Source organism: Streptomyces sp. LZ34, assembly GCF_053890475.1.
The window spans coordinates 4,775,324-4,800,951 of record NZ_CM132680.1; the positions used below are offsets into that span (position 1 = coordinate 4,775,324).

At 71.4% G+C, this 25,628-nt stretch carries 24 protein-coding genes; 13 read left to right on the top strand and 11 right to left on the bottom strand.

Translation table 11 applies throughout. From position 1 onward, the window contains the following. Nucleotides 1-62: 62 nt before the first annotated feature. Both sodN and ACWY4P_RS18645 read left to right on the top strand, forming a co-directional pair. Entirely contained in the window at nucleotides 63-458 is a 396-nt protein-coding gene (gene sodN, locus ACWY4P_RS18640) for a superoxide dismutase, Ni (protein WP_456211677.1), read from the top strand. A gap of 158 nt (nucleotides 459-616) precedes the next feature. Further along, the gene (locus ACWY4P_RS18645; protein ID WP_456211678.1) at nucleotides 617-1,597 is read left to right on the top strand and encodes an NADPH:quinone reductase; all 981 of its coding nucleotides are present in this window, start codon (nucleotides 617-619) and stop codon (nucleotides 1,595-1,597) included. 154 nt (nucleotides 1,598-1,751) lie between these two features. Here the strand turns inward: ACWY4P_RS18645 and ACWY4P_RS18650 are convergent, their stop codons facing one another. Together ACWY4P_RS18650 and ACWY4P_RS18655 are read right to left on the bottom strand one after the other, a co-directional pair. Further along, nucleotides 1,752-2,675 carry a nitroreductase/quinone reductase family protein gene (locus tag ACWY4P_RS18650; protein ID WP_456211679.1) on the bottom strand — a complete coding sequence of 308 codons (924 nt, stop codon included), beginning with the start codon at nucleotides 2,673-2,675 and terminating at the stop codon, nucleotides 1,752-1,754. A 351-nt stretch (nucleotides 2,676-3,026) separates the two neighbouring features. After that, nucleotides 3,027-4,400, bottom strand: coding sequence for a pyridoxal phosphate-dependent decarboxylase family protein (locus ACWY4P_RS18655; RefSeq protein ID WP_456211680.1), 1,374 nt, complete (start codon nucleotides 4,398-4,400; stop codon nucleotides 3,027-3,029). A 133-nt stretch (nucleotides 4,401-4,533) separates the two neighbouring features. Here ACWY4P_RS18655 and ACWY4P_RS18660 point away from each other — a divergent pair, with 133 nt between their 5' ends. The 3 genes from ACWY4P_RS18660 (at nucleotide 4,534) to ACWY4P_RS18670 (ending at nucleotide 11,987) form a co-directional block, all read left to right on the top strand. Continuing rightward, nucleotides 4,534-5,937, top strand: a complete 1,404-nt coding sequence (locus tag ACWY4P_RS18660) for an aminotransferase-like domain-containing protein (protein WP_456211681.1) — start codon at nucleotides 4,534-4,536, stop codon at nucleotides 5,935-5,937. A 154-nt stretch (nucleotides 5,938-6,091) separates the two neighbouring features. Then, nucleotides 6,092-8,620 carry a SpoIIE family protein phosphatase gene (locus ACWY4P_RS18665; protein WP_456211682.1) on the top strand — a complete coding sequence of 843 codons (2,529 nt, stop codon included), beginning with the start codon at nucleotides 6,092-6,094 and terminating at the stop codon, nucleotides 8,618-8,620. A gap of 151 nt (nucleotides 8,621-8,771) precedes the next feature. Next, nucleotides 8,772-11,987, top strand: a complete 3,216-nt coding sequence (locus tag ACWY4P_RS18670) for an AfsR/SARP family transcriptional regulator (protein ID WP_456211683.1) — start codon at nucleotides 8,772-8,774, stop codon at nucleotides 11,985-11,987. A 1,144-nt stretch (nucleotides 11,988-13,131) separates the two neighbouring features. Here the strand turns inward: ACWY4P_RS18670 and ACWY4P_RS18675 are convergent. Continuing rightward, a complete protein-coding gene (locus ACWY4P_RS18675) occupies nucleotides 13,132-13,566 on the bottom strand; it encodes an ATP-binding protein (RefSeq protein WP_456211684.1) in 435 nt (144 codons plus the stop codon). Nucleotides 13,567-13,739: 173 nt separating this feature from the next. On the opposite strand from ACWY4P_RS18675, the gene ACWY4P_RS18680 reads away from it, so the two are divergent. Then, the gene (locus tag ACWY4P_RS18680) at nucleotides 13,740-14,627 is read left to right on the top strand and encodes a helix-turn-helix domain-containing protein (RefSeq protein ID WP_456211685.1); all 888 of its coding nucleotides are present in this window, start codon (nucleotides 13,740-13,742) and stop codon (nucleotides 14,625-14,627) included. A gap of 68 nt (nucleotides 14,628-14,695) precedes the next feature. Then, nucleotides 14,696-14,839, top strand: coding sequence for a DUF397 domain-containing protein (locus ACWY4P_RS18685; protein WP_456211686.1), 144 nt, complete (start codon nucleotides 14,696-14,698; stop codon nucleotides 14,837-14,839). Here the strand turns inward: ACWY4P_RS18685 and ACWY4P_RS18690 are convergent. After that, the gene (locus tag ACWY4P_RS18690; RefSeq protein ID WP_456211687.1) at nucleotides 14,805-15,308 is read right to left on the bottom strand and encodes a MarR family winged helix-turn-helix transcriptional regulator; all 504 of its coding nucleotides are present in this window, start codon (nucleotides 15,306-15,308) and stop codon (nucleotides 14,805-14,807) included. The genes ACWY4P_RS18685 and ACWY4P_RS18690 overlap by 35 nt on opposite strands. Nucleotides 15,309-15,409: 101 nt before the next feature. On the opposite strand from ACWY4P_RS18690, the gene ACWY4P_RS18695 reads away from it, so the two are divergent. Further along, nucleotides 15,410-16,360: a quinone oxidoreductase family protein gene (locus tag ACWY4P_RS18695; RefSeq protein WP_456211688.1), complete on the top strand. Its 951-nt coding sequence runs from the start codon at nucleotides 15,410-15,412 to the stop codon at nucleotides 16,358-16,360. A gap of 22 nt (nucleotides 16,361-16,382) precedes the next feature. Here ACWY4P_RS18695 and ACWY4P_RS18700 read toward each other — a convergent pair whose 3' ends face one another. Continuing rightward, nucleotides 16,383-17,381: a LysR family transcriptional regulator gene (locus ACWY4P_RS18700; protein WP_456211689.1), complete on the bottom strand. Its 999-nt coding sequence runs from the start codon at nucleotides 17,379-17,381 to the stop codon at nucleotides 16,383-16,385. A gap of 277 nt (nucleotides 17,382-17,658) precedes the next feature. Between ACWY4P_RS18700 and snpA the strand changes: the two genes are divergently transcribed. Next, nucleotides 17,659-18,321: a snapalysin gene (snpA, locus tag ACWY4P_RS18705; RefSeq protein ID WP_456211690.1), complete on the top strand. Its 663-nt coding sequence runs from the start codon at nucleotides 17,659-17,661 to the stop codon at nucleotides 18,319-18,321. 157 nt (nucleotides 18,322-18,478) lie between these two features. Beyond that, nucleotides 18,479-18,691, top strand: coding sequence for a hypothetical protein (locus ACWY4P_RS18710; protein ID WP_456211691.1), 213 nt, complete (start codon nucleotides 18,479-18,481; stop codon nucleotides 18,689-18,691). Nucleotides 18,692-18,710: 19 nt separating this feature from the next. Here ACWY4P_RS18710 and ACWY4P_RS18715 read toward each other — a convergent pair whose 3' ends face one another. The 3 genes from ACWY4P_RS18715 to ACWY4P_RS18725 all read right to left on the bottom strand — a co-directional run bounded on the left by ACWY4P_RS18715 (nucleotide 18,711) and on the right by ACWY4P_RS18725 (nucleotide 21,070). Next, nucleotides 18,711-19,130, bottom strand: coding sequence for an anti-sigma factor antagonist (locus ACWY4P_RS18715; RefSeq protein ID WP_456211692.1), 420 nt, complete (start codon nucleotides 19,128-19,130; stop codon nucleotides 18,711-18,713). Between the two features lie 228 nt (nucleotides 19,131-19,358). After that, the gene (locus ACWY4P_RS18720) at nucleotides 19,359-19,751 is read right to left on the bottom strand and encodes an STAS domain-containing protein (RefSeq protein WP_456211693.1); all 393 of its coding nucleotides are present in this window, start codon (nucleotides 19,749-19,751) and stop codon (nucleotides 19,359-19,361) included. 176 nt (nucleotides 19,752-19,927) lie between these two features. Further along, a complete protein-coding gene (locus ACWY4P_RS18725; RefSeq protein WP_456212967.1) occupies nucleotides 19,928-21,070 on the bottom strand; it encodes a DUF2330 domain-containing protein in 1,143 nt (380 codons plus the stop codon). 285 nt (nucleotides 21,071-21,355) lie between these two features. Here ACWY4P_RS18725 and ACWY4P_RS18730 point away from each other — a divergent pair, with 285 nt between their 5' ends. Both ACWY4P_RS18730 and ACWY4P_RS18735 read left to right on the top strand, forming a co-directional pair. After that, on the top strand, nucleotides 21,356-22,330 hold the full coding sequence (locus ACWY4P_RS18730) for a beta-ketoacyl-ACP synthase III (RefSeq protein WP_456211694.1): 975 nt from the start codon (nucleotides 21,356-21,358) through the stop codon (nucleotides 22,328-22,330). A 61-nt stretch (nucleotides 22,331-22,391) separates the two neighbouring features. After that, nucleotides 22,392-22,793, top strand: coding sequence for a VOC family protein (locus ACWY4P_RS18735; protein ID WP_456211695.1), 402 nt, complete (start codon nucleotides 22,392-22,394; stop codon nucleotides 22,791-22,793). A 12-nt stretch (nucleotides 22,794-22,805) separates the two neighbouring features. Here the strand turns inward: ACWY4P_RS18735 and ACWY4P_RS18740 are convergent, their stop codons facing one another. The 3 genes from ACWY4P_RS18740 to ACWY4P_RS18750 form a co-directional block, all read right to left on the bottom strand. Continuing rightward, nucleotides 22,806-23,597 carry a DUF6597 domain-containing transcriptional factor gene (locus tag ACWY4P_RS18740; RefSeq protein WP_456212968.1) on the bottom strand — a complete coding sequence of 264 codons (792 nt, stop codon included), beginning with the start codon at nucleotides 23,595-23,597 and terminating at the stop codon, nucleotides 22,806-22,808. Between the two features lie 34 nt (nucleotides 23,598-23,631). Beyond that, nucleotides 23,632-23,856 carry a hypothetical protein gene (locus ACWY4P_RS18745; RefSeq protein ID WP_456211696.1) on the bottom strand — a complete coding sequence of 75 codons (225 nt, stop codon included), beginning with the start codon at nucleotides 23,854-23,856 and terminating at the stop codon, nucleotides 23,632-23,634. A gap of 70 nt (nucleotides 23,857-23,926) precedes the next feature. Beyond that, nucleotides 23,927-24,838: a glutaminase gene (locus ACWY4P_RS18750; protein ID WP_456212969.1), complete on the bottom strand. Its 912-nt coding sequence runs from the start codon at nucleotides 24,836-24,838 to the stop codon at nucleotides 23,927-23,929. Nucleotides 24,839-25,004: 166 nt separating this feature from the next. On the opposite strand from ACWY4P_RS18750, the gene ACWY4P_RS18755 reads away from it, so the two are divergent. After that, nucleotides 25,005-25,595 (top strand): N-acetylmuramoyl-L-alanine amidase, encoded by a 591-nt coding sequence (locus ACWY4P_RS18755; protein WP_456211697.1) that lies wholly within the window; start codon nucleotides 25,005-25,007, stop codon nucleotides 25,593-25,595. Nucleotides 25,596-25,628: the final 33 nt, after the last annotated feature.

Here is a 25,628-nt window from a genome sequence, read left to right on the forward strand (position 1 = left end):
AAGCCTTCCCCCACGGAGTAATCTCGCACCTGAGAAGACGATCACTAAGGAAGGACCGCAGCATGCTCTCCCGCCTGTTCGCCCCGAAGGTCAAGGTCAGCGCGCACTGCGACCTGCCCTGCGGTGTGTACGACCCGGCCCAGGCCCGTATCGAGGCCGAGTCCGTCAAGGCCGTCCAGGAGAAGTACCAGGCCAACGAGGACCCGCACTTCCGGGCTCGCGCCACCGTCATCAAGGAGCAGCGCGCGGAGCTCGCCAAGCACCACATCTCGGTGCTGTGGAGCGACTACTTCAAGCCGCCGCACTTCGAGAAGTACCCGGACCTGCACCAGCTGGTCAACGACGCACTCAAGGCCCTCAGCGCCGCCAAGGCCTCCACGGACCCGGCCACGGGCCAGAAGGCACTGGACTACATCGCCCAGATCGACAAGATCTTCTGGGAGACCAAGAAGGCCTGATCCCGCATCACGCCCTCCCTGTCCGCACCCGGCCCGCAGGCCGCCGAGCACGGCGTCCCTCCCGGACCGGGTGCGGTGGGCGTCGCGCGGCGCGCCGACCCGGGTACGGGAGCCGCTCGAAGAACCCGCGAGCCGACAGGCAACGGAGGTATCCGCCCGTGCTTGCGTCCTGGTACGACGAACAGGGCCCCGCCGCCGACGTTCTGCGCTTCGGAGAGCTGCCCGACCCCCGGCCCGGCCCCGGCGAGGTCCGCGTCCGCGTCACCGTCTCGGGCGTGAATCCCGGCGACACCAAAAAGCGGCGCGGCTGGCTCGGCTCGTCGATGCCCTTTCCGCGGGTGATCCCGCACAGCGACGGCGCCGGGGTCATCGACGCCGTGGGTGACGGGGTCGACGCGCGCCGGGTCGGACAGCGGGTGTGGGTGCACGGCGCCCAGTCCTACCGGCCCTTCGGCACCGCCGCCCAATACACCGCCGTACCCGCTGACCTGGCCGTCCCGCTGCCCGACCACCTGAGCGACGAACTCGGCGCGAGCCTCGGCATCCCCGGGATCACCGCCCACCGCACCGTCTTCGCCGACGGCCCGGTCGACGGCAGGCTCGTGCTCGTACACGGCGTCCTCGGCGGGGTCGGCTCCCTGGCCGCACAGCTCGCCCGCTGGGGCGGAGCCACCGTTCTCGCCACCGTCCGCCGCGGCGGCGACCTCAACCGCGTCGATCCGGCCGTGGTCTCCCACGCCGTGGCCCTGGACTCGGACGACCCCGCCGCGGCGATCCGCGCGTACGCGCCCCAGGGCGTGGACCGGATCATCGAGGTGGCCCTGTCCGACAATGCCGACCTCGACAACGCCGTGGCCGCCAACGAAGCGGTGATCGCCGCGTACGCCACCCGCGCCGACCGCACCGGCATCCCGTTCTGGCCCCTGCTGTTCAACAACGTCACCCTGCGGCTGCTCGGCAGCGACGACTTCCCCGCCGCGGCCAAGCGCCAGGCCGCCCGCGACCTCACCGCCGCGGCCGCGGTCGGCGCCCTCAGCGTCGGCATCGGCGACAGCTACCCGCTGGAAGACATCGCCGGGGCCCACGACCGCGTAGACGCCGGCGGCCGCGGCCGCGTCCTGGCCACCATCCCCGACTGACTGATGACAGGCGTCATCGCCTGTCGCTGCGCCCGTCTTTTGGCCTACGACTCGATCCTGGGCCGCTTCCCCGGTGAGATCACCGCGCCGCTCTACCGCCCCCGGCCGCAGGCCGCCAGGCACAGCGGTCCGCGGCCAGGGGACGGGGCCGTGCTCACCCGTTATCGGTCGGCGGTTTCGGCGGGGTCGGGGGGAAGGGTATCTGCGCCAGGACGGGGAGCAGCCACTGCTCCTCGTCGTCGAGGTGCCGGGTCAGCTCCTCGGTCAGCTGGTCCAGCCCGGCCCGGAAGCGTACGGGGTCGGCGGTGGCGATGTCGGCCAGCAGGGTGAGGAGTTGTTCCTTGAGCCGCGTCAACGTGCGGTGTTGGTCGCCGAGGCGGTCGAGGGGCTCGCGCAGGTCGGGGTGGTGGGTCGCGAGGGCGGGGAAGACGGCGGTGTCCTCGCCGGTGTGGTGATGCGTCAGGGCCTCGCAGAAGGCGAGGCAGTGCTGTCGGATCTGCAGGCCGAGCCCCGGCGCCGGCGGTTCGCCGGGTCCGTGGTGGGCGGCCCGCGCGGCGAGGTGGGCGTCGGCCTCGTCGCGTATGTGGCGCAACTGCCCGCGCAGCCAGGTGTGGATCTCCAGGACCTTGTCGGCGAGGTTCCTGATCTCGCGGGGCGCCTCGGCTGTGTGGTCGGGACGTTCCAGCGTCACGACCGGCAGCGTGCGGGTGGTGCGGCCCTGGTAGTCGCCGTAGCCGGGCGCCACCCGCACGGCCTGCTCGAACAGCCTGTCCCGCCGCTCCCCCTCGGCGGGGACCGCGATCGCTTCGAACGCCTCGGTGCCCAGCTCCACCCGCACCACGGGATGGGCCAGGATGTTGTGGTACCAGGCGGGATGGCGATGCGCGCCGAGGTTGGACGCGATGACGAGCGGCAGGTCGCCGACGCGGACGTAGCCGAGCGGCACGGTGTGCGCCTCGCCCGACTTCGCTCCGGTGGTGGTGAGCAGGAGGAGGTCGCCGCCCTCGAAGGGGCCACCGACCTTTCCTCCGTTGGCTCGGAACTCCTCGATGATCTGCTGATTGAAGGAATTGGGCATAAGGTGTCAAATCTCCGGAAAGGTGCGTGTTCCGCGGTCGATGACCGCGGTGATGGTCGACGACGGTGAGGCGCGCGACCCTCGTCCGAAGATCCGGAGGTCCGAAGATCCGGAGGTCCGGAGATCTGGACGTCGGTGTGCTCAGTCGGCTGAGCGGAAGTGACGGATGAGGGACGACACGCCGAGGCGCTCAGATCAGACGCACAGCGCGGAGTAGGCGCTCATGACGTGGTCCCTTCGTGATGGTGCTCGCCCAGCTGCCGGCCTGCCCACTGCTCATTGGCCGACGCCACGTGGCACCGCGCGCCATTACAGCCGGGCGATCTTCCCCCTGTCAACACGGGAGATCGGTCAGACGTGCTCCCCGAGACGCGCGGCGATGCGGCGTACATCGGCCTCGGTGGTGCGCCAGTTGCTGAAGGCGGCCCGTAGCGCGGGGACGCCCGTGTAGACGGTCGGGGTGAGGAAGACCTCGTCGGCCAGCGACTCGGCGAAGGCGGCGAGCCGTTCGAGGGTGGGGTCCTCGGCCAGGGTGAAGCAGACGACGTTCAGCCGGACGGGGGCGAGGAGCCGCAGCCCCGGGGTGGCGTCGACGGCCTCGCCCAGGGCGTACGCGCAGTCCGTGCAGCGCTCGACGATGTCGCGGTGCCCGTCCCGCCCGTAGGCCCGCAGCGTGAACCAGGCGGCGAGGGCGCGCAGGCGGCGGGAGTTCTCGGGGGTGAGGTGGACGAGGTCGGGGGTGCCGCCGAGCGGGCCGAGGTAGGCGGCCGCGTTCTGGAAGACGCGGGCTTGCAGGGCGCGGCGGCGGGTGAACTGGACGGCGCTGTCGTACGGCACGTTCAGCCACTTGTGCAGATCCACGCAGACCGAGTCGGCCGCGTCCAGGCCGGCCACGAGGTGCGCATGGCGTGGGGAGAGCGCGGCGAAGGCGCCGAAGGCGGCGTCCACGTGCAGCCAGAAGTCGTGGCGCTCCTTCAGGGCGGCGACGGCGCGCAGGTCGTCAAAGTCGACGGTGTTGACCGTGCCGGCGTTGGCGACGACCACGCACGGGCCGTCGGCCCGGGCCAGCGCCTCCTCCAGCGCGGCCGGGTCGACCGCTTCCCGCCCGGGCAGGGTCCCCACCGGGACCAGGGCGCCTCGGCCCAGGCCGAGCACGGACAGGGCCTTGGCGATGCTGGAGTGCGGACTGCCGGACAGCACCCGCACCGGTCCCAGGGCCGCCGCTCCGGCTTCGGCGACCGAGACGCCCCGGCGCTCCCCCAGCCACTCGCGGGCGATGGCCAGGCCGACCGTGTTGGACATGGTGGCTCCGCTGACGAACGCGCCCTCGTGGGCCGAGCCGAGGTCGAACAGCTCACGCAGCCACCCGACCGTCTGGCGCTCCAGCCGCTGCCCGGCGTCGTCCAGCGACGAGTTCGAGTTCTGGTCCATGGTCGCGGTCAGCCAGTCCCCGGCCAGCGCGGCCGGGGTGCTGCCGCCGGTGACGAACCCGAGGTAGCGCGGCCCGGCGCTCGCCCCGAAGGCCGGCTCCCATCGTTCGGCGAACTCCTCGAGCGCGCCCCGCAGTCCGGCCCCCTCCGCGGGGAGCGGGACGGGCTCGGGCGGCCGTACGGAGGGGATGACCGGCCGCTCCTCCAGCCCGTCGAGAAAGCCCGTGGCCAGCAGCCGGGTGGCCTCCAGGGCGTCGGGCAGGTCGGCCAGGTCGTGGGCGAGTCGGGGGTGCATCGTCGGCTCCGTCCTCAGTCTCGTCGGGGGGTCGGGCCGACCCTAGGCATGCGAGCGATCAAGAGGCCTGGTCCAATCGTGGAAAACTGGACCAGTGTGGGCACAGGGCATCCGGACAGGAGGGGGCAGCCGGATGGTTGAGGGCGGCCCGTCGGCACAGGGCGGGCGTACCGGCACTGAGCAGCAGCTGGTCAGGGTGTTGGGCGAGTGGCGCAGGCCCGGCACCCCCCTGGTCGCCGCGCTGGCCGACGCCGTACGGGAGGCGGTGCTGGACGGACGGCTGCGCACCGGCAGCACGCTGCCCGCCGAACGCCGCCTCGCCACCGCGCTCGGCGTCAGCCGCGGCACCCTGACCGCCGCGCTGACGACGCTGCGGAACGGCGGGTGGGTCCACACCCGGCACGGCAGCGCGAGCACCGTACGGCTGCCTCCCGCGGCCGCCGCCCGCATCGCGCCCCTTTCCGCGACCGGGGAGGCGGGCGTCATGGACCTGCGTCAGGCCGTGCCCGCCGCGCCCCGCGAGGCGTATCAGGCGGCCATGCTCCGGGCCGCCGAGCGCGCGGCCCCCGTGCTGGCCCAGGACGGGGAACCGGGTCCGGGCCTGCCCGAGCTGCGGTCGCTGATCGCCCGCCGCCACACGGACGAGGGGCTGCCCACCCGGCCCGAGCAGATCCTGGTCACCTCGGGCGCCCGCGCCGCCCTCGCGCTGCTCGCCGCGAATCTGCGCCCGCGCGTCGCGGCCGTCGAGATCCCCACTTACTTCGGCGCCCTCCCCTTGCTGCGCGGGGCCGGGGCGCGCCTGACCGGCTGCCGGGTCACCGGCGACGGCTGGGACCTCGACCAGCTCGACGACGCCTTCCGCGCCGCGCGCGGCGGACTGGCCTACCTGGTGCCCGACTTCCAGAACCCGACCGGCGCGCTCATGACCCCCCGTACCCGCCGGGCCGTCGCCGAGTCGGCCGCGCGGCACCGGGTCACGGTCGTGGCGGACGAGACAATGCGCGACCTCGACCTGCGCGAGGGCACCGAGAGCCGGGCGCCGCTGCCCCGGATCCGCCACGCCCTGCTGATCGGCTCGGCCGCCAAGACCGTATGGGGCGGTCTGCGCGTCGGCTGGCTCCGGGGGCCGGCCGGGCTGATCGGCGAGCTGTGCCGCGACCCGCTGTGCCCGCCACTGTCCGCGTCGCCGATGCAGCAGCTCGTGGCCGCCGAGCTGCTGGCCGACCCGATGCCGGTGCTGCTTCGGCGCCGGTCGGAACTGCGGCGGCAGCGCGATCACCTGGCCGGGCTGCTGGCCGGGGACGACCGCTGGACCTTCACCGTGCCGCCCGGCGGGCTCGCCCTGTGGCTGCGGCTGGCCGGCGCGCGGGCCGACGCGGTGGCGGAGCGGGCCCGTGCGCTGGGGGTGGAGGTCTCGCCCGGCCCGGGCTTCGCAGCCGACCGCACCCTCGCCCACTATCTGCGGCTGCCCTACACCCCGCCAGCCTCCGCGCTCGACCGCGTCGCGGCCGTCCTGGACGCGGCGTACGGGCCCTGACGGCTGCGTACGGCCTGGCGGCTGCTGACGAAGGTTCTGCGGCGCACCCCCGGTTGATGTTGGGACGGATGTGCACGACGCTGGATCTGCGCGCCCTTGTGACCTCCCCCTCGGAGGCCGCGGCCAGGCGCGGTGAAAGTGGGACAGATCGACGATGACGGGCCACGAGAGTGCCCTTCCCTTTGGCGACGGGCTCGGCGACCGGCGGGGCGACTCGTTCGACGAGGCGGCCACGGCCAGGGCCACGGTCAGCGCTGACGCCGTCGTGACCAGCTGGAACGAGGGCGCCCGGCGGCTGCTCGGCCACCTTCCCGCGGAGGTGGTGGGGCGGAGCGCCGCCGCGCTGCTCGCCGAGGAGGTCTCCCCCGCCGACGTACGGACGGTGGCGGCCCTCCCCCGCTGGAGCGGAACGCTGACCCTGCGCCACCGCGACGGCCACCCCGTACGCGTCCGGCTGCTGGCCCACCGCGGCAAGCCGGCCGATGACGGGCCGGGCGACTGGCTGCTGGTCGCGCCGCTCCCGGACCCCGACGGCGGCACCGAGGACGCCGGGGAGGCCAGGGCCGTCGAGGAGGCGGAGGACGACGCCCTGCTGGTGCTGGCGTCCCAGCAGGCCCCCTGCGCGGTGGCGGTCTACGACAACATGCTGCGGCTACGCAAGATCAACGATCAGATGGCCCAGGTCATCGGCCTGCCCGAGGACGAGATCCGCGGCCTGCGGCTGTCGGAGATCGGCGGGAAGCTGGAGAGCGAAGAGCTCGAACGGCACATGGCCGAGGTGGTGCGCACCGGCGAGCGGCGCGATGTGGAGACGTTCCGCCGCATAGGCGCCGAGGCCCACGCACACGCCTGGTCCGCCCGCCTCGCCCCGCTCAGGACGGCGGACGGCGAGATGCGCGGCGTCTGTCTGGCCGCCCACGACATCACCGAGCAGTACCTCGCCCGGCAGCGGCTGCTGCTGCTCAGCGAGTCCAGCGTGCGCATCGGCACCACGCTCGACGTCACCCGGACCGCGCAGGAGCTGGCCGACGTCGGCGTCACGGGCCTGGCCGACTTCGTCAGCGTCGACCTGCTGGAGCGGCTCGACCAGAACGAGGGGGTCGAGGGGTTCGTCGAGCCGCCGCCCGGCCCGCTCGCCGGCCCGGTGGTGCTGCGCCGGATCGCCCATCAGTCCGTCCTCCCCGGTGCCCCGGAGGCCGTGGTGAAGCTGGGGCAGGTGGGCACCTATCCGGAGTACTCCCCACAGTCCGAGTCCCTGGCGGTGGGCCGTCCCCGCCTCCTCCGCTCGACCGACGCCGCCATCAGGCGCTGGGCGGCCGAGAGCCCCGCCCTCGCCGCCATGCTGCGCGCCTACGGCCTCCACTCGTTCATGTCGGTGCCCATCCGGGCCCGTGGGGTCACCCTCGGGGTGGCCTTCTTCTCCCGCCACACCCGGCCCGATCCGTTCACCCACGACGACGTGCTGCTCGCGGAGGAGATCACCGCCAGGGCCGCCGTCTGCCTGGACAACGCGCGCCGCTTCACCCGGGAGCGCGACACCGCCCTGGCGCTCCAGCGCAGCCTGCTGCCCCAGACTCTGCCCAGGCCCACCGCGCTGGACGTCGCCTTCCGCTACCAGCCCGCCGGGCCGTACGCCGGGGTGGGCGGCGACTGGTTCGATGTGATCCCGCTGTCGGGGGCGCGGGTCGCGCTGGTCGTCGGCGACGTGGTCGGCCACGGCATCCAGGCCTCGGCCACGATGGGGCGGCTGCGCACGGCGGTCCGCACACTGGCCGACGTCGACCTGCAGCCCGACGAACTGCTCACCCACCTCGACGACCTCGTCATCCGCCTGTCCGCCGAGGGCGGCGCGACCACGCCCACCGGGGACGTCGCGCCCGCCGAGGACATCACACCCACCGGGGACGTCGGGGCCACCTGCCTGTACGCGGTCTACGACCCGGTCGCCCGCTGCTGCTCGCTCGCCCGCGCGGGCCATCCGCCGCCGGTCCTGGTGGCCCCCGACGGCACGGTGAGCCCCGTCCAGGTGCCGGCCGGGCCGCCGCTGGGCGTCGGCGGACTGCCCTTCGAATCGGTCGAGTTCGACATGCCCGAGGACGCGGTGCTCGCCCTCTACACCGATGGCCTGATCGGTGGCCGGGGCCGCGACCTCGACGAAGGGCTCACCGCCCTCACCGACGCGCTGGCCCACCTCGCCCCCTCCCTGGACGCGGGGTGCGACAGCGTGCTGCGCGCGCTGCTCCCCGAGCACGGCGCCTCCGACGACGTCGCCCTCCTCCTGGCCCGCACCCGCGGTCTGGACGCGTCGCGCGTGGCGACCTGGGACGTGCCCGACGACCCGGCCCTCGTGGCCCGCGCCCGCCGGGATGTGACGGACCAGCTGATGGCCTGGGGGCTCGACGAGGCCGTCTTCACCACCGAGTTGGTCGTCAGCGAGCTGGTCACCAACGCCATGCGGCACGCCACCGCGCCCATCCAACTGCGCCTGATCTACGACCACACGCTGATCTGCGAGGTCTCCGACAGCAGCAACACCGCCCCGCACCTGCGCCGCGCCCGCGTCTTCGACGAGGGCGGCCGCGGGCTGCTGCTGGTTGCCCAGCTCAGCCTGCGCTGGGGCAGCCGGCACTCGGCCACCGGGAAGACGATCTGGGCGGAGCAGGCGCTGCCGGCGTCCGGGTGACGGCAGCCCACGGGGCCGCGGTCACCGGGCGGGAGCCCGCGCTGATGGCCTCGCTCCCCGCCCGCCCCAAAGGCCGTCTGGTGACCAAAGTTGTCCCGATGTCATGCTGCTTTTCAAGGGGCGATGCGGACCGGCGATAAGGGGAGCGCTGGTGGACTTCGAGATCTCGATCCTTGGGCCCGTCGAACTGCGCGCGGAGGGCCGCCGCGACCCGCTCGGATCCGCCAAGATCGCCCTGATGCTCGCCGCCCTGGCCCTCGAGGCGGGCAAGCCGGTCGCGCTGGACACCCTGATCGACCACCTGTGGGACGGCGATCCGCCCGGCAAACCACGGGCGAGCCTGCACTCCTGCGCGGCCAAGATCCGCCGACGGCTGCCTCCGCCAGACGGGCCGGGCAGCCCGTCGCTGCTCATCCAGCGAGCCCACACCTATACCCTCGACGTGGACCCGGACACCGTCGACTGGCACCGCTTCGGCCGGCTGGCCGCCCAGGCCCGCTCACTGTCCGACAGCGGCGACGACGCGCAGGCCTTGGCGCTGCTGCAGCAGGCGGAGGCGCTGTGGCGGGGCGAGCCGCTGGCCGGTCTCGGCGGCCTGTGGGCGGAGAACGCCCGCGCGACCCTGGCCGAGGGCCGCCTGGCCGCGACCCTGACCCGGATCGGCATCGAGTTCCGCCGAGGGCGCTTCGTGGATCTGGTGGGCGAGCTTTCGGCGCTCGTCGCCCGGCACCCCACCGACGAGACGCTCATCCGCCATCTGATGGTGGCCAGTTACAGCAGCGGTCGGCAGGCGGACGCGCTACGCACGTACGACCTCGCGCGGCGCCGCCTCTCGGAGGAGCTGGGTGCCGACCCGGGCGAGGCGCTGACCCACACCCACCGGCTCATCCTGAACCGGGCGCCGGTGAGCGAACTCCTCACCGGCCACACGCCGACCGCCACCGCAACAGCGACCGCAGCCGCCACCGTCGCCACCGCCCCGAACAACCTGCCGGGCCACGGCGAACTCGTCGGCCGGGAAGAGGAGATGCGTACCCTGCAGGCCGCCCTCCAGTCGCCGACGGGCGGCGGCGCGGTGATCGCACTCCAAACGATCACGGGCATGGGCGGCGTCGGGAAGAGCCTGCTGGCTCTGCACGCCGCGCGCCGCCTCGCCCGGCGCTTCCCCGACGGCTCGCTCCATCTCGACCTCCAGGCACACGCCGCCGGCCAGCGCCCCCTCACCCCGCAGGCCGCCCTCACCAGCCTGCTGCGCTACCTCGGCGTCCCCGCCACCGCCATCCCGCACGACCTGGACGAGCTGACGTCCCTGTGGCGCACCATGCTGACCTCCCGCCGCGCCGTGATCATCCTCGACGACGCGGCCGACCCCGAGCAGGTGCGCCCGCTGCTCCCCGGCAGCTCCTCCTCCCTGATCATCATCACCAGCCGCCGCCGTCTGGTCGGCCTGCCCGGTGTCCGCCCGCTCTTCCTGGACGTCTTACCGACCGACGACGCGGCCGCCCTCTTCCGGCGGCTGGTGGGGCCCGAACGCAGCCAGGACGCGAACGACGTGGCGAATCTTGTCCGGCTGTGCGGCCAATTACCACTCGCGATAGAACTCGCCGCGGGCCGGATGATCTCCCGCCCCACCTGGACCACCGCTCACCTCATTCAACGGCTGTCCCGCGGCCACGGCCGGCTCAGCGAATTCCGCGACGTATACACCGATATCGCCCGCGCGTTCGAGATGTCGTACAACACGCTGACGACCGATCAGCAAACCGTCTTCCGCCTCCTCGGCCTCCACCTCGGCCCCGAATTCGGCCCCCACTCCGCCGCGGCACTCACCGGTCTGCCCCTGGAAGAGACCGAGCGCATCATCGAATCCCTGCTCGACGCACACCTGCTGCAAGAACCCGCACCCGACCGCTACCGTTTCCATGATCTTCTGGGCGAATACGCCCTCACCCTCGCGGCCACCGAGGACACAGAAGAAGAGCGCGAGCAGGCGATCCAACGGCTCATCGATTTCCACCTCAACGCCTCGGCCCAAGCCGACCGCATGATCTACCCCCGCCGCGCCCGCCTCGACCTCCACCTCGCCCCCTCCCCCTGCCCCCTCCCCGCCTGGCCCGACGCCCAGGACGCCAAACACTGGCTCACCGCCGAACGCACCGCCCTCGTCGCCGCCGAACGCCACGCCCGCACCCACCACCACCCCACCCAGGCCGCCCAATTCGCCCACGTCCTGGCCGGTTTCCTGGACGCCGAGGGCTACTGGGCCGAGGCCCAACGCATGCACGAGCACGCGGCGGCCCACTGGCGCACCTCGGGAGACACCCGCGCGGAGGCCCGCGCGCTGATCGACCTGAGCGCCGTGCACTCCCACGCCGGCCGCTACGGCCAGGCCGACGAGGCTGGGCAGCGAGCCCTCGAACTGGCCCGGGCGACGGGCGACACAGAGGGAGAGGAGGAAGCCCTCAACAGCCTCGGCACCCTCCAATGGCACCTCGGAAAACTGGAGGGGGCCCTTGCGGTCCATGAAGAGTTACTGGAACTCCGCAGGCGAACCAATGACTCCTGGAAAGTGGCCCGCTCCCAGATGATGGTGGGCATAACTTTGCTCTATCTCGGCAGGCATGCGGAATCCCTCGACGCGTTCCAAAACGCTCTTTCCGCGTTCCAGACTTTGAGTGACCGCAGGGGCGAGTCCATCACATTGAACAATCTCGCGGAGTTATATCTCCACACCGACGACGTGGATTCCGCCCGCAGCGCGCTGGAGAAGTCGCTCGAGATCTCCCGGGCCATCGGGAGCAGGTCCGATCAGGCGAAAATCATGGCCACTCTCGGCAGCACGCTGAATTCCTCCCCCGAGAAGGTTGATTCCGCTCTCGACCTCCAGCGGGATGCCCTCTTCACCTTTCGTCGCCTGGGGGACAGACGGAGTGAATGCGCGACCCTCGCGGGGATTGGAGAAGCGCTCCACACCGCGGGGCGATTACATGAGGCCGCGGCCCACTACACCAGCTCCCTAGAACTGGCCAGGACCATCGGCGCAGCGCTGGAAGAAGCCCGAGCCCTGCGCTCGCTCGGCACGGTGGAGCGGCGACTGGGCCACGACAGGTCCGCCGCCGACCATCTCAACGCTTCCATCACACTCGCCCGCAGGCTCCACGCCGTCGAGGAAGAAGCGCGAGCCTGCGACGCACTGGCGGAACTCCACGCCAAAAACGGACAATTGCAACATGCAGAAGAACTGTGGCGACACTCCCTACATCTATTCGAAAACTTGAACGCATCGCGCTTTGCGGCACCCGTCAGGGAAAAGATTCATGCGATTAACCGATCGAACCCGAGCGGGTCGACCCGTGGGCGCAACTGAGACCCTCAGCGCCTCGATTACCCCTCAAGGGTGAGTCATGACTAGAGTAGTTGCCGTTGCCGAAATAACGTTCCGGCAACGCTCAGTCACGACCTTTTGAAAGCGAACATGACAATAACCCTGCTTGTGCTGGGGGCTGCCCTCCACGCACCTTCGGCGGCACCCTCCATGGACGTGAAGCCGCCTGTCGTCTCGGTTTCAACCATTGCCACGTCGAGTGACGGAAACCCATGGGGGCCGACAATATGCATCCCCTATCTGCAAAAAGCGTGAGCAGATAGGGGGCACGGGCCCGCCGGCCCCGCATCCGCTGCCGAGAAAAGCGACACTCCCGGGTCAGGAACGCCCAGCGTTCCTGACCCGGTTCGGTGTGTGCGCACCCTCGGGAGATCCGCCGGTCAAGAGGGGCACCCCGACACCCCCTACAAGAATCACTTGCTCACCATCAAACGTTTCTTGCAGCCGATCCCCCTCCGGAGCCCAGGCTCCTGCCGGTCATGCTGACAGCCGCCGATGTCCTCTCCTCCCGCGATTGCTTTGGCGGTGCGGCGGAGCTTCGCGGACGAGGACAGCCCCGTGTGCGTTGGCGGGGCCGTCCTGTCTGCCGGGGTTACTGACGGCCACAGCCGTCGCCATCACCGCAGTCGCCGCCCGAGGGGGTGAGGGCACATCGGTTTCGGGCATGGTGTCGCCGTCGTCCGGGTCATGTCGAAAGACGGCCTTGTGGTCTGTCAGCCGCATCGGGATACCCACGGCGGCAGCCGCTGACGCCACTCTCTTCTGTGCTGTCGGCACGGGGGATCTCCTCGCACCGTCGTACACGTGCACCCGTTCCAGTTGGGCTCGACCTGCCGGGGCTCCGGTCCAGCCGGCACGGGGGTCTCGGGGAGGAGCGTTCAGGGCCCTCGAACACTGACTCCGCGCTTGCGGGCGTCGACGCCGAGCGTGCGTTGGTGCGGTGTGCCGGTCATGCGGCTGACTGGTCGGACCTTCGCGAACGGGACTTCCCACTCACGCCCGCCGCCGACGGGACGGATGAAGACCGTCCGGCCGACGACCGCGCCTCTCTCCATGTTCCGCACTGGCCGTGTACGGAGCGGCGGCACGGGCACTGATCACGTCGGCCATTGGGGCGCTGGAAGGGTCATGAGCCAGCGCCGCCCACCTGGAACCACACCGCCTTTCCAGGTCCGGGTCCGTGGTGGCAGACGCCCCACTCGGCGGCGCAGCTTTCGATGAGGAACAAGCCTCGGCCGTTTTCCGTGTCCGTCTCGGCCTGGGTGAGGGTGCGTGGTGAAGGCATGCCGGGGGCGTCATCGCTGACAAGGACCCGGAGCGTGCCGAGGGCGCCCCACTCGGCGTAGAGGGTGACGGGTGCCGCGCAATCGCTGCGCAGGCAGGCGGTGACGGCGTTGGTGACGGCCTCCGAGGTGAGGAGAAGGGCGGTGTCGGCGAGATCGGGGCGATTGGCGGTACGCACGGCGGTGCGCACTGCTTCGCGGGCGGTGCGGACCCAGGTGGGATCAGGCGGGAAGACGAGGGAGAAGTCGGCACGGGGGTGCTCGGGGCTCATGGGCATGTTGCCTCCTTCGGCCAATGGCCGGATGGCGCCCGCCGGTTGGGCGACTGGTCCCTGACGGTAGGGTCGGTGGTTTAGCTAGCGCAACTTAATCGCAGGAATTAACCCTCCCGAGTGGACCCATCACCCCAGAGGCAGGCAGACTGCGCGTGATCCACGAAGGGAGTCGCGCGATGGGGTTGCGTGCCAACCCGACCCAACGGCAACGACGGCTGGGCGAAGAGCTACGGAAGCTGCGCGAGGCGAGTGGGTTGTCCGCGACGGAAGCGGGTGCCCACGTGGGGCTGGGGCGAGCGCACATGAGTCACATCGAGACGGGCCGAACGGCCATCCCGGAGGAGAAACTACGGGCGCTCGCAAACGTATACGGTTGCACAAGCCATCCCTTGATTGATGGGCTGTGCGAGATAGGCCGTGCCACAGGCCGGGGATGGTGGTCGACCTACAAGGAAACCCATGATGGCCGAGCCTTTGACCTTGCGGAGTTGGAGGCGGGCGCTGCGGCACACCGTTCGTTCCAGTGGATGTACGTGCCTGGTCTGCTCCAGACCCCGGACTACATGCGTTACCTCTTTCAGGGAAGTCAGCCCGACAGACCCGACGTCGTGGACAGCGCTGTCGAGTTCCGACAGCGTCGGCAGCAAGCGCTGGTCGACGGATCGCAGCACTTCCATGCGGTCGTCCATGAAGCCGCTCTGCTCATGCAGTTCGTGCCCGTTCACGTCATGCGTCGTCAGATCGAACATCTGGTCAAGACGGCCGAACTCCCTCATGTGCGCATTCAACTGCTGCCGTTCCAGGCGGACGTCAACGCGGCCGCTACCCCAGGCGCTCCTTTCAGCATCTTGGACAGCCGGGTACCAGAGCTGAGCACCGTATACGTAGAGCATCCGGTCTCATCCGTCTTCCTCGGCGACCGGGAGCACCTTGCCCAGTACAACACCGCCTTCGAACACCTCAGCGCGGTAGCGCTGTCACCGATTGCCAGTAGGGGCGGACACGAGTGCTATACGGAGAGAGACTCACTCCAGCTCATCCAGCACTTGCTGTACGTACTGTGAAAGGGAACCCGTTCATGCCTTCGTGGCGGAAGTCAAGCTTCAGCAGCGGTCAAGTCAGCAGCGAGTGTGTGGAGGTCGCAGCGTCGCCGCACAACCTCATACTCCTGCGCGAGAGCGACGCCCCGACCACTGTCATCACCACCGCCCCGGCCCGGTGGGCCACCTTCATACGAGGCGTCAAGCACGGCGACTTCGACCGGCTCCCCCAGTAGCCGATCCGGCCCGAGCAGCGCCTTCGGCCTGAGGGGTCTGCTGGACGAGCACCGTGGTGGCGCGCTCCAGGAGGCCGCACAGCGCGGCGTGCTCGTCCGGGGTGAAGGCGTCGGTGAGGGCGCGTTCGAGCACGATCACCTCCCCGTAGGCGCGCTCGAGCACCTCATGACCCTGATCGGTCAAGGAGGCGAGCAGCACCTTGGCATGCACGGATGACGGCCGGCGGGTAATGAGCTGCTTTCTTTGCAGGCCGGTCAGGACAGAGGCCATGGTCTGCTGGGTAACCCCGGCGGCGCGGGCGAGTTGCGCGCCGGACATGCCCTCCTGCCGCGACAGCGCGAGCAGGACGGTGTACTGCGTCATGGTGAGGCCGTAGCCGCGCAGGACCGCCTCGTGATGGGCCATCAGGGCCTGTTCGGTGCGGCGGATGCGCGTGCACAGGTACTCCTCGGCCGGGATCTCGGTCACGTCGCCCTCCATCTTTCACAGAACCCTTGGTTGACTCAGGTAGCTGATACTCGTAGCGTCTCCTGTATCAGGATACTGATTCACCTCAGGGAGCAGTGACCATGAAGGCTGTCGTCCTGGACACCGACGACCGATTCCGCCTCACCGACATCGACGAGCCCACTCCCGGACCCGGCGAGGTCGCGATCCGCGTTCAGTACGCGGGAATCCAGTGGGGTGATGTCCTGGTGCGCGGCGGCCACTTCCCCGTGCCGCGACCGTTCGTGCCCGGTTTCGAAGCGGCCGGACACATCATCGCCCTCGGCGAAGGCGTCGACGAAGACCGCCTCGGGCAGCAGGTGACGGCGCTGACCAGCGGCGGTGCCTACGCCGAGGTGGTGGTGGCGCCCGCCGCGCTCAGCTTCGACACCTTCGGCGTGGACCTGCGGACCGCCGCCGGGTGCGGCTGGGCCGCCCCCACCGCCTATGACCTGATCAACACCGTTGGCCGGGTGTGTCCCGGCGAGAGCGTCCTCATCCATGCGGCGGCCGGCGGCGTCGGCAGCCTCGCCGCCCAGGTCGCCAGGACCGCCGGCGCCGGCCGTATCGTCGGCGTCGTCAAAGACGCCCGACGCGCCGCTTACGCGGCCCGATTCGGCTACGACCAACTGATCACGCGTGGGGAGTTCACCGACGCCCCCGCCCAGGAGCTGTTCGACGTGATCCTGGATCCCGTCGGCGGGCCGATACGCGAGACCAACCTGCGGCGCCTCGCGCCGCACGGCCGGCTGGTGATCTACGGCAACCTCGCCACGTTCGACCCCGTCGCACTCAGCGCCAACGATCTGCTGATGAGCGGCAAGTCCGCGCTGACCTACAACAGCAACCTGCTCAGCCAGACCCACCCCGACCGCCTGGCCGAAAGCGCCCGAGAGGCCCTGCAGTTGGCAGCCGCCGGGCGAATCCGTCCGGATGTCACCGCCGAGTACGAGATGGCCGACCTCGGCGAGGCCGTACAGCACCTGGCCGATGGAGCCACCCACGGCAAGAGCATCCTCCGCATCGCCGCCTGAGCCGGACGAGGACTTCCACGCCTCACGCCGAGGCCTCACGGGCCGAGGGCGGGACGGGGCACATGCCGTCGCGGGTGCGCAGCAGGGGGTTGTCATTGCGCAGCAGCCACTGCCGGTACACCGCGCTCGCCCAGGCCGCCTCCAGGTAGGAGTCCCTGAGGTCGTGGAAGAGCGCGTCCGCGTTGGGCGGATCGGTGGCGCGGGAGGCCAGGGAGAGGCGGAGGGTGAGGGGGTCGTCGCGGAGGGGGCGGATGGTGAGGCCTGGGCGGGGGGTGGCGGTGGGGCGGCAGGGGGTGATGAGTTCGCCGGAGGCGACCAGGTCGGCAGCGGTGGGGTAGTCGCCGTAGACGACGCGGGGTCTTCGGCCCGCCGCGGCGAAGGCGCGGCGGAGAGTGGCTTCTTGGCCGTCCAGGGCGGGGTCGACCATCCACTGGTCGGCGGCGAGGTCCGTGAGGGGGACGACGGGGCGGGCGGTGGCCGGGTGAGTGGCGGGGAGGGCGACGAACTGGGGCTCGCGGGCGACGAGGACGCGTCGCCGTACGCCGGCGGGAACGCGCGGCGGGGCGCCCTCGGCCTCGTGGACGAAGGCGGCGTCCAGTTGGCTCTCGGCGACCATCCGCAGCAGCGAGTCGGCCCAGACGTCTATGTGGATGGTGGTGTCCGCGTCGGGGAAGCGGGCGCGGAGTCGGCGCAGCCATCCCGCCACGGCCTGGCTGCCCGTGCTGCCGACGCGCAGCCGGGTGCCGGCGGCCGGGCCGGCCTCCTGTTTGGCCTCGGCGACCAGGGCGTTCATTTCGGCCACGATCGGCCGGGCCCGGCACAGCACGGAACGCCCGAGCGGGGTCGGCCGGCTGCCGGTGAGTTCGCGCGAGAACAGCGGGCCGCCGATGGCGTTCTCGATGCGTCTGAGTTGGGTCGTCAACGAGGGCTGGCTCATGCCCAGCTGCCGTGCGGCCTTCCGTAAGCTGCCGGCGTCGGCGATGGCGCACAGTGCGCGAAGGTGCCTGACCTCGAGCTCCACGGCGTGAGCATAACGGGGCGTCAGGACGTCACACCAGACACTCAATGCCCACGAACACCACATCCCGGGCGGCCAATTGGCGCCAGGAGGACGGCCGGAACGGCCGGGAACATGGCCTCGCGCGGGGGCTATGTGATGGTGCTATCGCCTGTTGGTATCTCCGCGCAGCGCCGGATCTGACCAAGACTTCGGGGCACCAAGCGTTCATCCCACGGCCTCGGCCCGCCACCCCACACCACGGCGGCCGGGACCTGACGGACGATGAGGAGCCCCCCACATGAGATTCTCCACGTCGGCGCTCGTGGCCACTCTGGGCCTCGGCCTGGCCTCGACCCTGTCCGCCGTACCCGCCTCCGCCGCCGCACCCGACAGCGGTGTCGTCGGCCACACCGCCAAGTCCGCCTACGTCGCGAGCGGCGAGAGCCGCGGCGACACCGACGCCTTCCTCCAGGCCGTGATCAAGTCGGTGCTGGCCAAGCGGGGCGTGGTGCCCGGCACGCAGGCCGTCACCGTCACCTACAGCACCAGCAAGGCCCCGAGCTTCAAGTCCGTGATAGCGCGCTCCACCCAGATCTGGAACTCCTCGGTGAGCAATGTGCAGCTGAAGGAAGGCAGCAACGCCGACTTCGAGTACCGCGAGGGCAACGACCCGAGCGGCTCGTACGCGAGCACGGACGGCCACGGCAACGGCTACATATTCCTGGACTTCGCGCAGAACCAGCAGTACGACTCCACCCGTGTCACCGCGCACGAGACCGGCCATGTGCTCGGGCTGCCGGACCACTACTCGGGTCCGTGCAGCGAGCTGATGTCGGGTGGCGGGCCAGGCACGTCCTGCAAGAACTCACAGCCCAACGCGGCCGAGAAGAGCAGGGTGAACCAGCTGTGGGCGAACGGCCTGGCCGGCCTCAGCAAGACGCTCGAGGTGAGCGCCCGATAGGGCCACCACCACCAGCACCTCGCACCGCACCCGGCACCCGCTCCACGCCGGGTGCGGTCCGCTGTCCGCCGGGAGTACGGTAAAGGCACCGAGAGCATTTCGCACATACCGGCCGGATTCCCCCAGGACTGGGGTCCGGCCGCGGAGAGTGAGCACCATGGAGACCATCGTCACCGTGGCCGTGATCGCCGCGCTGATCACCGTCGGCGTGGTGGTGATCCACCGGCTCAACGCCCAGCACGGCAATCGGGTCTCCGCTCTCCGCTACGGCGACACCCCGCCCGGACAACGCCCCCTGCGGCACCATCGCGTCCTCGGCCGCCGGCGGCCGGGCCACCGCGTCGGCCCCGGCCGGAACCGGCGGGCCTGAGCCGCGGCGGTCATCGCTGTCAGTCCTCCCGCAGGGCGTCGGCCAGCGTCGCCACCGGGCACAGTACGTCGAGCAGCCCGCCCACCCGCAGCGTGCGCAGGATCAGGGGGTTGTCGCAGACCACCCGCAGCCGGCCGCCGCGGTCCCGCACCCGGCGGTAGGCGCGGCACAGCAGCTCCAGCCCCGAGCAGTCGAAGAAGCACGTCGGGGTCAGGTCGATGACGACGGCGGGCGCGGGCGGGAAGGTGGCCCGGTCCAGTTCCAGGCCGACGCAGTCCCGGCCGACGATGTCGATCTCGCCGTGGAGCTCCACGACCGTGTACCCGCCGACGCCGTACGCGCAGGCGCGGGGCGCCGCACTCCGGTCCGCACGTAAGCGCTCGGGGGTGAGCGCGGCAGGCGGAGGCGCCTCCCGACGGGGAGCGCCTTGCTGCGTCATCGCGAAATCACCTCGGAACGGCACACTGCCCCCTTTCACCATCGATAGGGTCCCGGAAGCGGGCAGAGTCTGCATTGGGACGGATACCACTCGGGGTCCTGGGTGACGTGCCGAGAGCGTAGAGGGGTGACCGCCGGTTACGGAGGTAGGCACCCCATATTTCCTGGAGTAAATACGCTCGTACGAGTGAATTTCTGTTCTTACTATTGACACTTGGCCGGATGCGCTTCAGGCGATGGCGCCGTTGTTCCCTCCGGCGCTCACCTCCCCGGACCGCACGACCGCCAGGGCCAGGTCGTCCACGACCTCGAAGGCGTCCTCGAGCCGGACCATCCGCAGCAGCCGGGTGAACCGCGGGTCGACGATCACCAGCCGCAGCCGCCCGCCGCGCTCCAGCACGCGGTTGCGCAGCCGGCACAGCAAGGACACCCCGGCACAGTCCAGGAAGGTCACCATCCGCAGGTCCAGGACCAGGTCCGGACGCGCCGCGCGGGCGAGGGAGTCGAGCCGGGCGGAGATCCTCGCCGCGGCGAAGATGTCCAGCTCGCCGGTGATCTCAGCCACCGTGACGCCATCGAGCACACGCACACGGACGCCGAATGCGGGCCGATCGTCAAACATGAGAGCCCCCTTGGGGTGAGGGAGGCGCGACGCCGTCAGTACATGACATACCCATCTATCCGCTCACCAGTCAACGAACGAGCGGGCAAGTGTCGTTGGCGTATTTACGGTGGCCGCGTGAACAATACCCCGCGACCCGGCCGCCGACCCGGCCGGCGGCCGCGCCCAGCAGGCCTTCAGGCTCCCGACGGCAAGCTGTCCCGAACGACCCGGCGCCGGACCGCCATCAGCGCCGTGAGCGCGGCCGCCACCACGGCCAGGAGGCCGCCTCCCACGGCCGGCAGCCACGCGGGGACGCCGCCAATGGTCAACAGCTTGTGGTCGTAAGTGACGCGCTGATAGGTGCCGTCCGTCTCGGCGCGCCGGAACTCATGGTCCGCGTTGATGAGTTCCGGCCGCGGAAACGACTGCTGGAAGCCCGTCAGGAACATCCGCCTCCCCGCCAGCTCCGCCAGGTCCCCCAGCGGCGCCTGCCCCGGGGTGAACCACCCGGCGTAAGTCATCCGCGGTGCCCCGCCCCCGATGTCGCCGCGCGGCTCCATGCGATGCGGCGCCAGTACGTACAGCTCAAGGTTCTGCGGCGTCTTCGCCAGCCGCGACAGCCGCATCGGATAGACCAGACGGGCCGAGTCGAAGGTGAGCCGCAGCGGGTCGAGCGTCCCACCGAGTACGGCCTTGCCGCCCTCGCCCCTGCCGTCGGCCGCCGCGGGCGCCAGGCGCACCGCGACGTACTCCCACTTGGCGCGCACATACGGCTTGAGCCCCTCCGCCAGCCGGTCCGGCAGCTGGAAGCCGTGCTCCTCCAGCCAGTCGCGCAGCGCGCCCGGGTCGGTCGCGGTGAGCCGGGCGACGTCGAACGGGCCGAGCCGCTCACGGCTGACGACGCCCACGCGCGGGGGCGCGGCCGACGGGGCGCCGTCCGGGGCCCCGCCCGCGTACTCGATCTTGCGGCCTTCGAAGGGCCAGTCGCCCGTCCTCGGCCAGAAGTAGTGACGCGTCCGGTGGACCGGCGCGGTGAGCGCACGCACCTCGTCGAACAGGGCGCGGTCCCCGAGCCGGACCGTCGCCCGGTGCGGCACCGGCATGATCCACGCCGCCTCGCGGGCGTCGCCGCCCACCGTCAGGCTCATGACGATCTCCTCGGTGCGGCCGTCCCAGCGCACCACCGACGCCTCCCGCGCCACCGCCACGGTGGTGTTCCGGCCGGGCACCAGCCCCCCGCAGCCGCAGGCGTACGCCGGCCATACCAGCGATCCGAGCTGGAGCGACACCAGTGCCAGCACCACCACCCAGGTCCGCCGCCACACCGGCCATGACATCCGTCCCCCGACGTACCGCACTCCGCACTCCCCCGTACCGCATGCCATCGTTCTCAACGCCCGCCTCACCGGCGGACACGACTTCAGACGGGGCCCCGAGGGATCCGGTTCCTCGGCTGGAAAGGCCGAAAGCTCCAGATCTCGGGGCGTAAGATTGGCAGGTACCGGCGTGCGCGAACCCCGTGCGCCCCCATAAGACTGGAGGGCGATAAGCCCGACCGGCTGCCACCTCCCCCGCACGCCGGGGCCACGGCCGGATGAACACCCGCGCGAAGGGGCAGCAAGATGACGGGGTCACGCATAGCGGCCGTCGGCCACTACCAGCCCGCGAGGGTGCTCACCAACGACGACCTGGCGGCCATCGTCGACACCAGCGACGAATGGATCCGCACCCGGGTCGGGATCCGCACCCGGCACATCGCCCGCGCGGACGAGACGGTGGACGAGATGGCCGCCGCGGCGGCCGGCAAGGCCCTCGCCACGAGCGGGCTCACGCCCGCCGACATCGACCTCGTGGTCGTCGCCACGTCCACGGCGATCGACCGCAGCCCCAACATGGCGGCCCGCGTCGCCGCCCGGCTCGGCCTCGGCTCCCCCGCCACCCTGGACATCAATGTGGTGTGCGCCGGCTTCACCCACGCCCTGGCCACCGCCGACCACACCATCCGGGCCGGGGCGGCCACCGCCGCCCTGGTCATCGGGGCCGACAAGTTCACCGAGGCGGCCGACTGGACCGACCGCTCGACCTGCGTGCTGCTCGGCGACGGGGCCGGCGCGGCCGTCGTGGTGCCCGAGCAGCGGACAGACAGGGCAGACGGCGCGGGCGCCGACGGCGTCCCGGGGATCGGGCCGGTGGTCTGGGGCTCGGTGCCCGAGATGGGCCACGCCGTACGCATCGAGGGCTCCCCACCCCGCTTCTCGCAGGAGGGCCAGGCCGTCTACCGCTGGGCCACCACCCAGCTGCCGCCCATCGCGCGCGAGGTGTGCGCACGGGCCGGGATCACCCCCGAGGAGCTGGCCGGGGTGGTGCTGCACCAGGCGAACCTGCGGATCATCGAGCCCGTCGCGCGCAAGCTCGGCGCGACGAACGCGGTCATCGCGCGCGATGTCGTGGAGTCCGGCAACACCTCGGCGGCCAGCGTGCCGCTCGCGCTGTCCAAGCTGGTCGAGCGGAGAGAGGTCGCTCCGGGGCGACCGGTGCTGCTCTTCGGCTTCGGCGGCAATCTGTCGTACGCGGGGCAGGTCATCCGCTGCCCCTGAGCGTGATGGCGCGTCCGATTCGTTCAAGACCGGCGGCCGCCCGCGTGCCTACGCTGCCGGCATGACACCAAGATTCGACGCGATCGGCCTGGTCGTGACCGACCTGGCCGCCTCACTCGCCTTCTACCGACGCCTCGGTCTCGACATCCCCGCCGACGCCGACACCCAGCCGCACGTCGAGGCGACCCTGCCGGGCGGGCTGCGCCTGATGTGGGACCCCGTCGAGACCGTCCGCTCCTTCGACCCGGACTGGACGCCGTCGACGGGCGGGTCGGAGCGCATCGGGCTGGCCTTCGCGTGCGACAGCCCGGCGGATGTGGACAAGACCTACGCCGAGCTCGTCCAGTCGGGCGTGCGCGGGTACAAGGAGCCGTGGGACGCGTTCTGGGGGCACCGCTACGCGACCGTCCTCGACCCGGACGGCAACGGCGTCGACCTGTTCGCGCCCCTGGCCGCCGACTGACCGGGGGCGCGGCTACGCGGGCGGCTCGGGCGCCAGCAGCCGGCCCAGCGGCACCCCGGTCAGCGTCCTGACCTCGCGGGCGAGGTGGGCCTGGTCGGCGTATCCGGTGACGGCCGCGACCTCGGCGAAGGCCGTTCCCGCCCGCGCCGCGTCCAGCGCGCGGTTCAGCCGCAGGACCCGGGCCAGCGTCTTGGGGCCGTAGCCGAACGCCGCGAGCGACCGCCGGTACAGCTGCCGCTCCCCGAGGCCCACCGCCGCGGCGACCTCCGCGACGGTCCGGCCGCCGGAGAGCCCCGCGACGACCGCGCCGCACGCCGGATCGGGCGGCTCCGCACGACGCAGCCGGTCCAGCGCCACGGCCCCCAGGAGGCGACCGGCCCCGCGCGGGACCGTACCGTCGCCCGTACCGTCCGGGGTCGCGCAGCCCGGGTCCGTACCGTCCGGGCCAGTACCGTCCGGTCCCGGGCCGCCGCGGCCCACCTCCTCCGCCAGCCGCTCGGCGAGCCGCCGCACCTCGGCGTCCGGCCACAGCGCCGCCAACGGCACCCGCTGATCCCGCAGCTCGTACGCGGGCACACCGAGCACGGCGGGCCCGGCGCCGGGGGCGAACCGCAGACCGACCCAGTGGGTGCCCGGCGAGCCCTGGGCGAGGTGGGCCCGGGTGTCGGGCCCGGCCACGAACAGCTCCCCGCCCGGGGCGGCCGGGTCGCCATAGCTCCAGATCACATCGGTGCAGCCGTCCGGCAGCACCCGCTGCGGCCCGGCCCCGGCGGTACGGAACCACACCACCGCGCGGCCGCCCAACGGCCCCGATCCCCACTCCTGGTACAGCACCTCGTCAGGGAACCTCGCGCAGATACATCGCGCCACAGGAATGGCAGAAGGGCACCGAGTCGTCCGTCGCCCAGACCTCCGCCGACTGCGTCTCCGCGTCCGAGGCCAGCTCGCGCCCGCACATCGCGGTCGTGCCGTTGGCGCGGACCATGTGCCAGATCTTGACCGGCGCGCCGGCCACCCGCCCCGAGCTGCCTTCCTCGTATTCGGCGCGCATCTCGTGTTGCATGCGTACACCTCCTGCTCTCTCCATGGTCCCGCCCGCGCCGGCCGAACGCCACTAGGGCCCGTCACAGCCCTTAGAACACGGACCAGCCGGTCAGCGTCGTGAAGTGGTCGAGCGCCGCCATCCCGGCCACCGAGTTGCCCCGCGCGTCGAGCCCGGGGCTCCAGACGCACAGCGTGCAGCGGCCCGGTATCACCGCGACGATGCCGCCGCCGACGCCGCTCTTGCCGGGCAGGCCGACGCGGTAGGCGAAGTCGCCCGCCGCGTCGTACGTACCGCAGGTGAGCATGACCGCGTTGATCCGCTTCGCCTGGCGCGGCGACAGCAGCCGGGACCCGTCCGCGCGCAGCCCGTGCCGGGCCAGGAAGCCGCCCGCGACGGCCAGGTCGCGGCAGCTGATCTCGATCGAGCACTGCCAGAAGTAGTGCTCGAGGACGGTGGGGACGGGGTTGTCGAGGTTGCCGTAGCTCGCCATGAAGTGCGCGAGGGCGGCGTTGCGGTCGCCGTGCTCGGACTCGGAGGCGGCGACGGCCTGGTCGAAGGCGAGGTCGGGGTTGCCGCTCTCGGCGCGCAGGAACTCCAGCATGGTGGTGCTGGCGTCGCCGGTCAGGGTCTGCAGCCGGTCCGTGACGACCAGGGCGCCGGCGTTGATGAACGGATTGCGCGGGATGCCGTTCTCGTACTCCAGCTGCACCAGGGAGTTGAAGGGGTTGCCGGACGGCTCCCGGCCGACCCGCTGCCAGATCCGCTCGCCGTCCTGTTCGAGGACGAGCGCGAGGCTGAACGCTTTGGAGATGCTCTGTACGGAGAAGGGGACCGCCCAGTCGCCGACCCCGGTCACCGTGCCGTCCACGTCCGCGACGGCGATGCCGAACCGGCGCGGGTCCACCGAGGCCAGCGCCGGGATGTACTGGGCCACCTCGCCCCCGCCGATCTGTGGCGCGACGTGGGCCGCGACCTCCTCCAGAATTGCCTGGTAGTCCATGGTGCCGTGCATCTCCTGCGCATCGTCGAGCGGCTCGGAACGCACGATAACCGGAGTGCCTCACATCGCTTGCCCCAGGACTCATCACCGAGTGTTTTCATGGGTATGCAGAGGGTGACAGTCGGGCCGCGAGGGGCGGCCCCGCACGACGCGAACGGAGGCGGCCATGGCCTCACCCATGTCCGCAGGGGACTTTTTGGCGGCTCTGGAGCGAGAGGGCCTGCGTGTGGTGCAGGTCGGCGACTGGCGGCACCACAACAGAAACCACAAGGGGCCCTGGGGCGAGGTGCACGGCGTAATGATCCACCACACGGTCACCTCGGGCACCGACCTGACCGTACGGATCTGCCGGGACGGCTTCGACTCGCTGCCCGGCCCGCTGTGCCATGGCGTGATCGCCAAGGACGGCGGGGTGCACCTGGTCGGCTACGGCCGCGCCAACCACGCGGGGCTCGGCGACGACGAGGTGTTGCGCGCGGTGATCGCCGAGAAGGCCCTGCCTCCGGACAACGAGGCGAACACCGACGGCAATCGCCACTTCTACGGCTTCGAGTGCGAAAACCTCGGCGACGGGAAGGACCCGTGGCCCGAGGCGCAACTGGAGGCGATCGAGCGGGCCGCGGCGGCGATCTGCCGCCATCACAGCTGGACCGAGCGCTCGGTGATCGGCCATCTCGAATGGCAGCCGGGCAAGACGGACCCGCGCGGCTTCACCATGGCCTCGATGCGCGCGCGCATCCGCGACCGGCTGAAGTGACGACCGGCTGAGGTGACCGGCTGAGGTGACCGG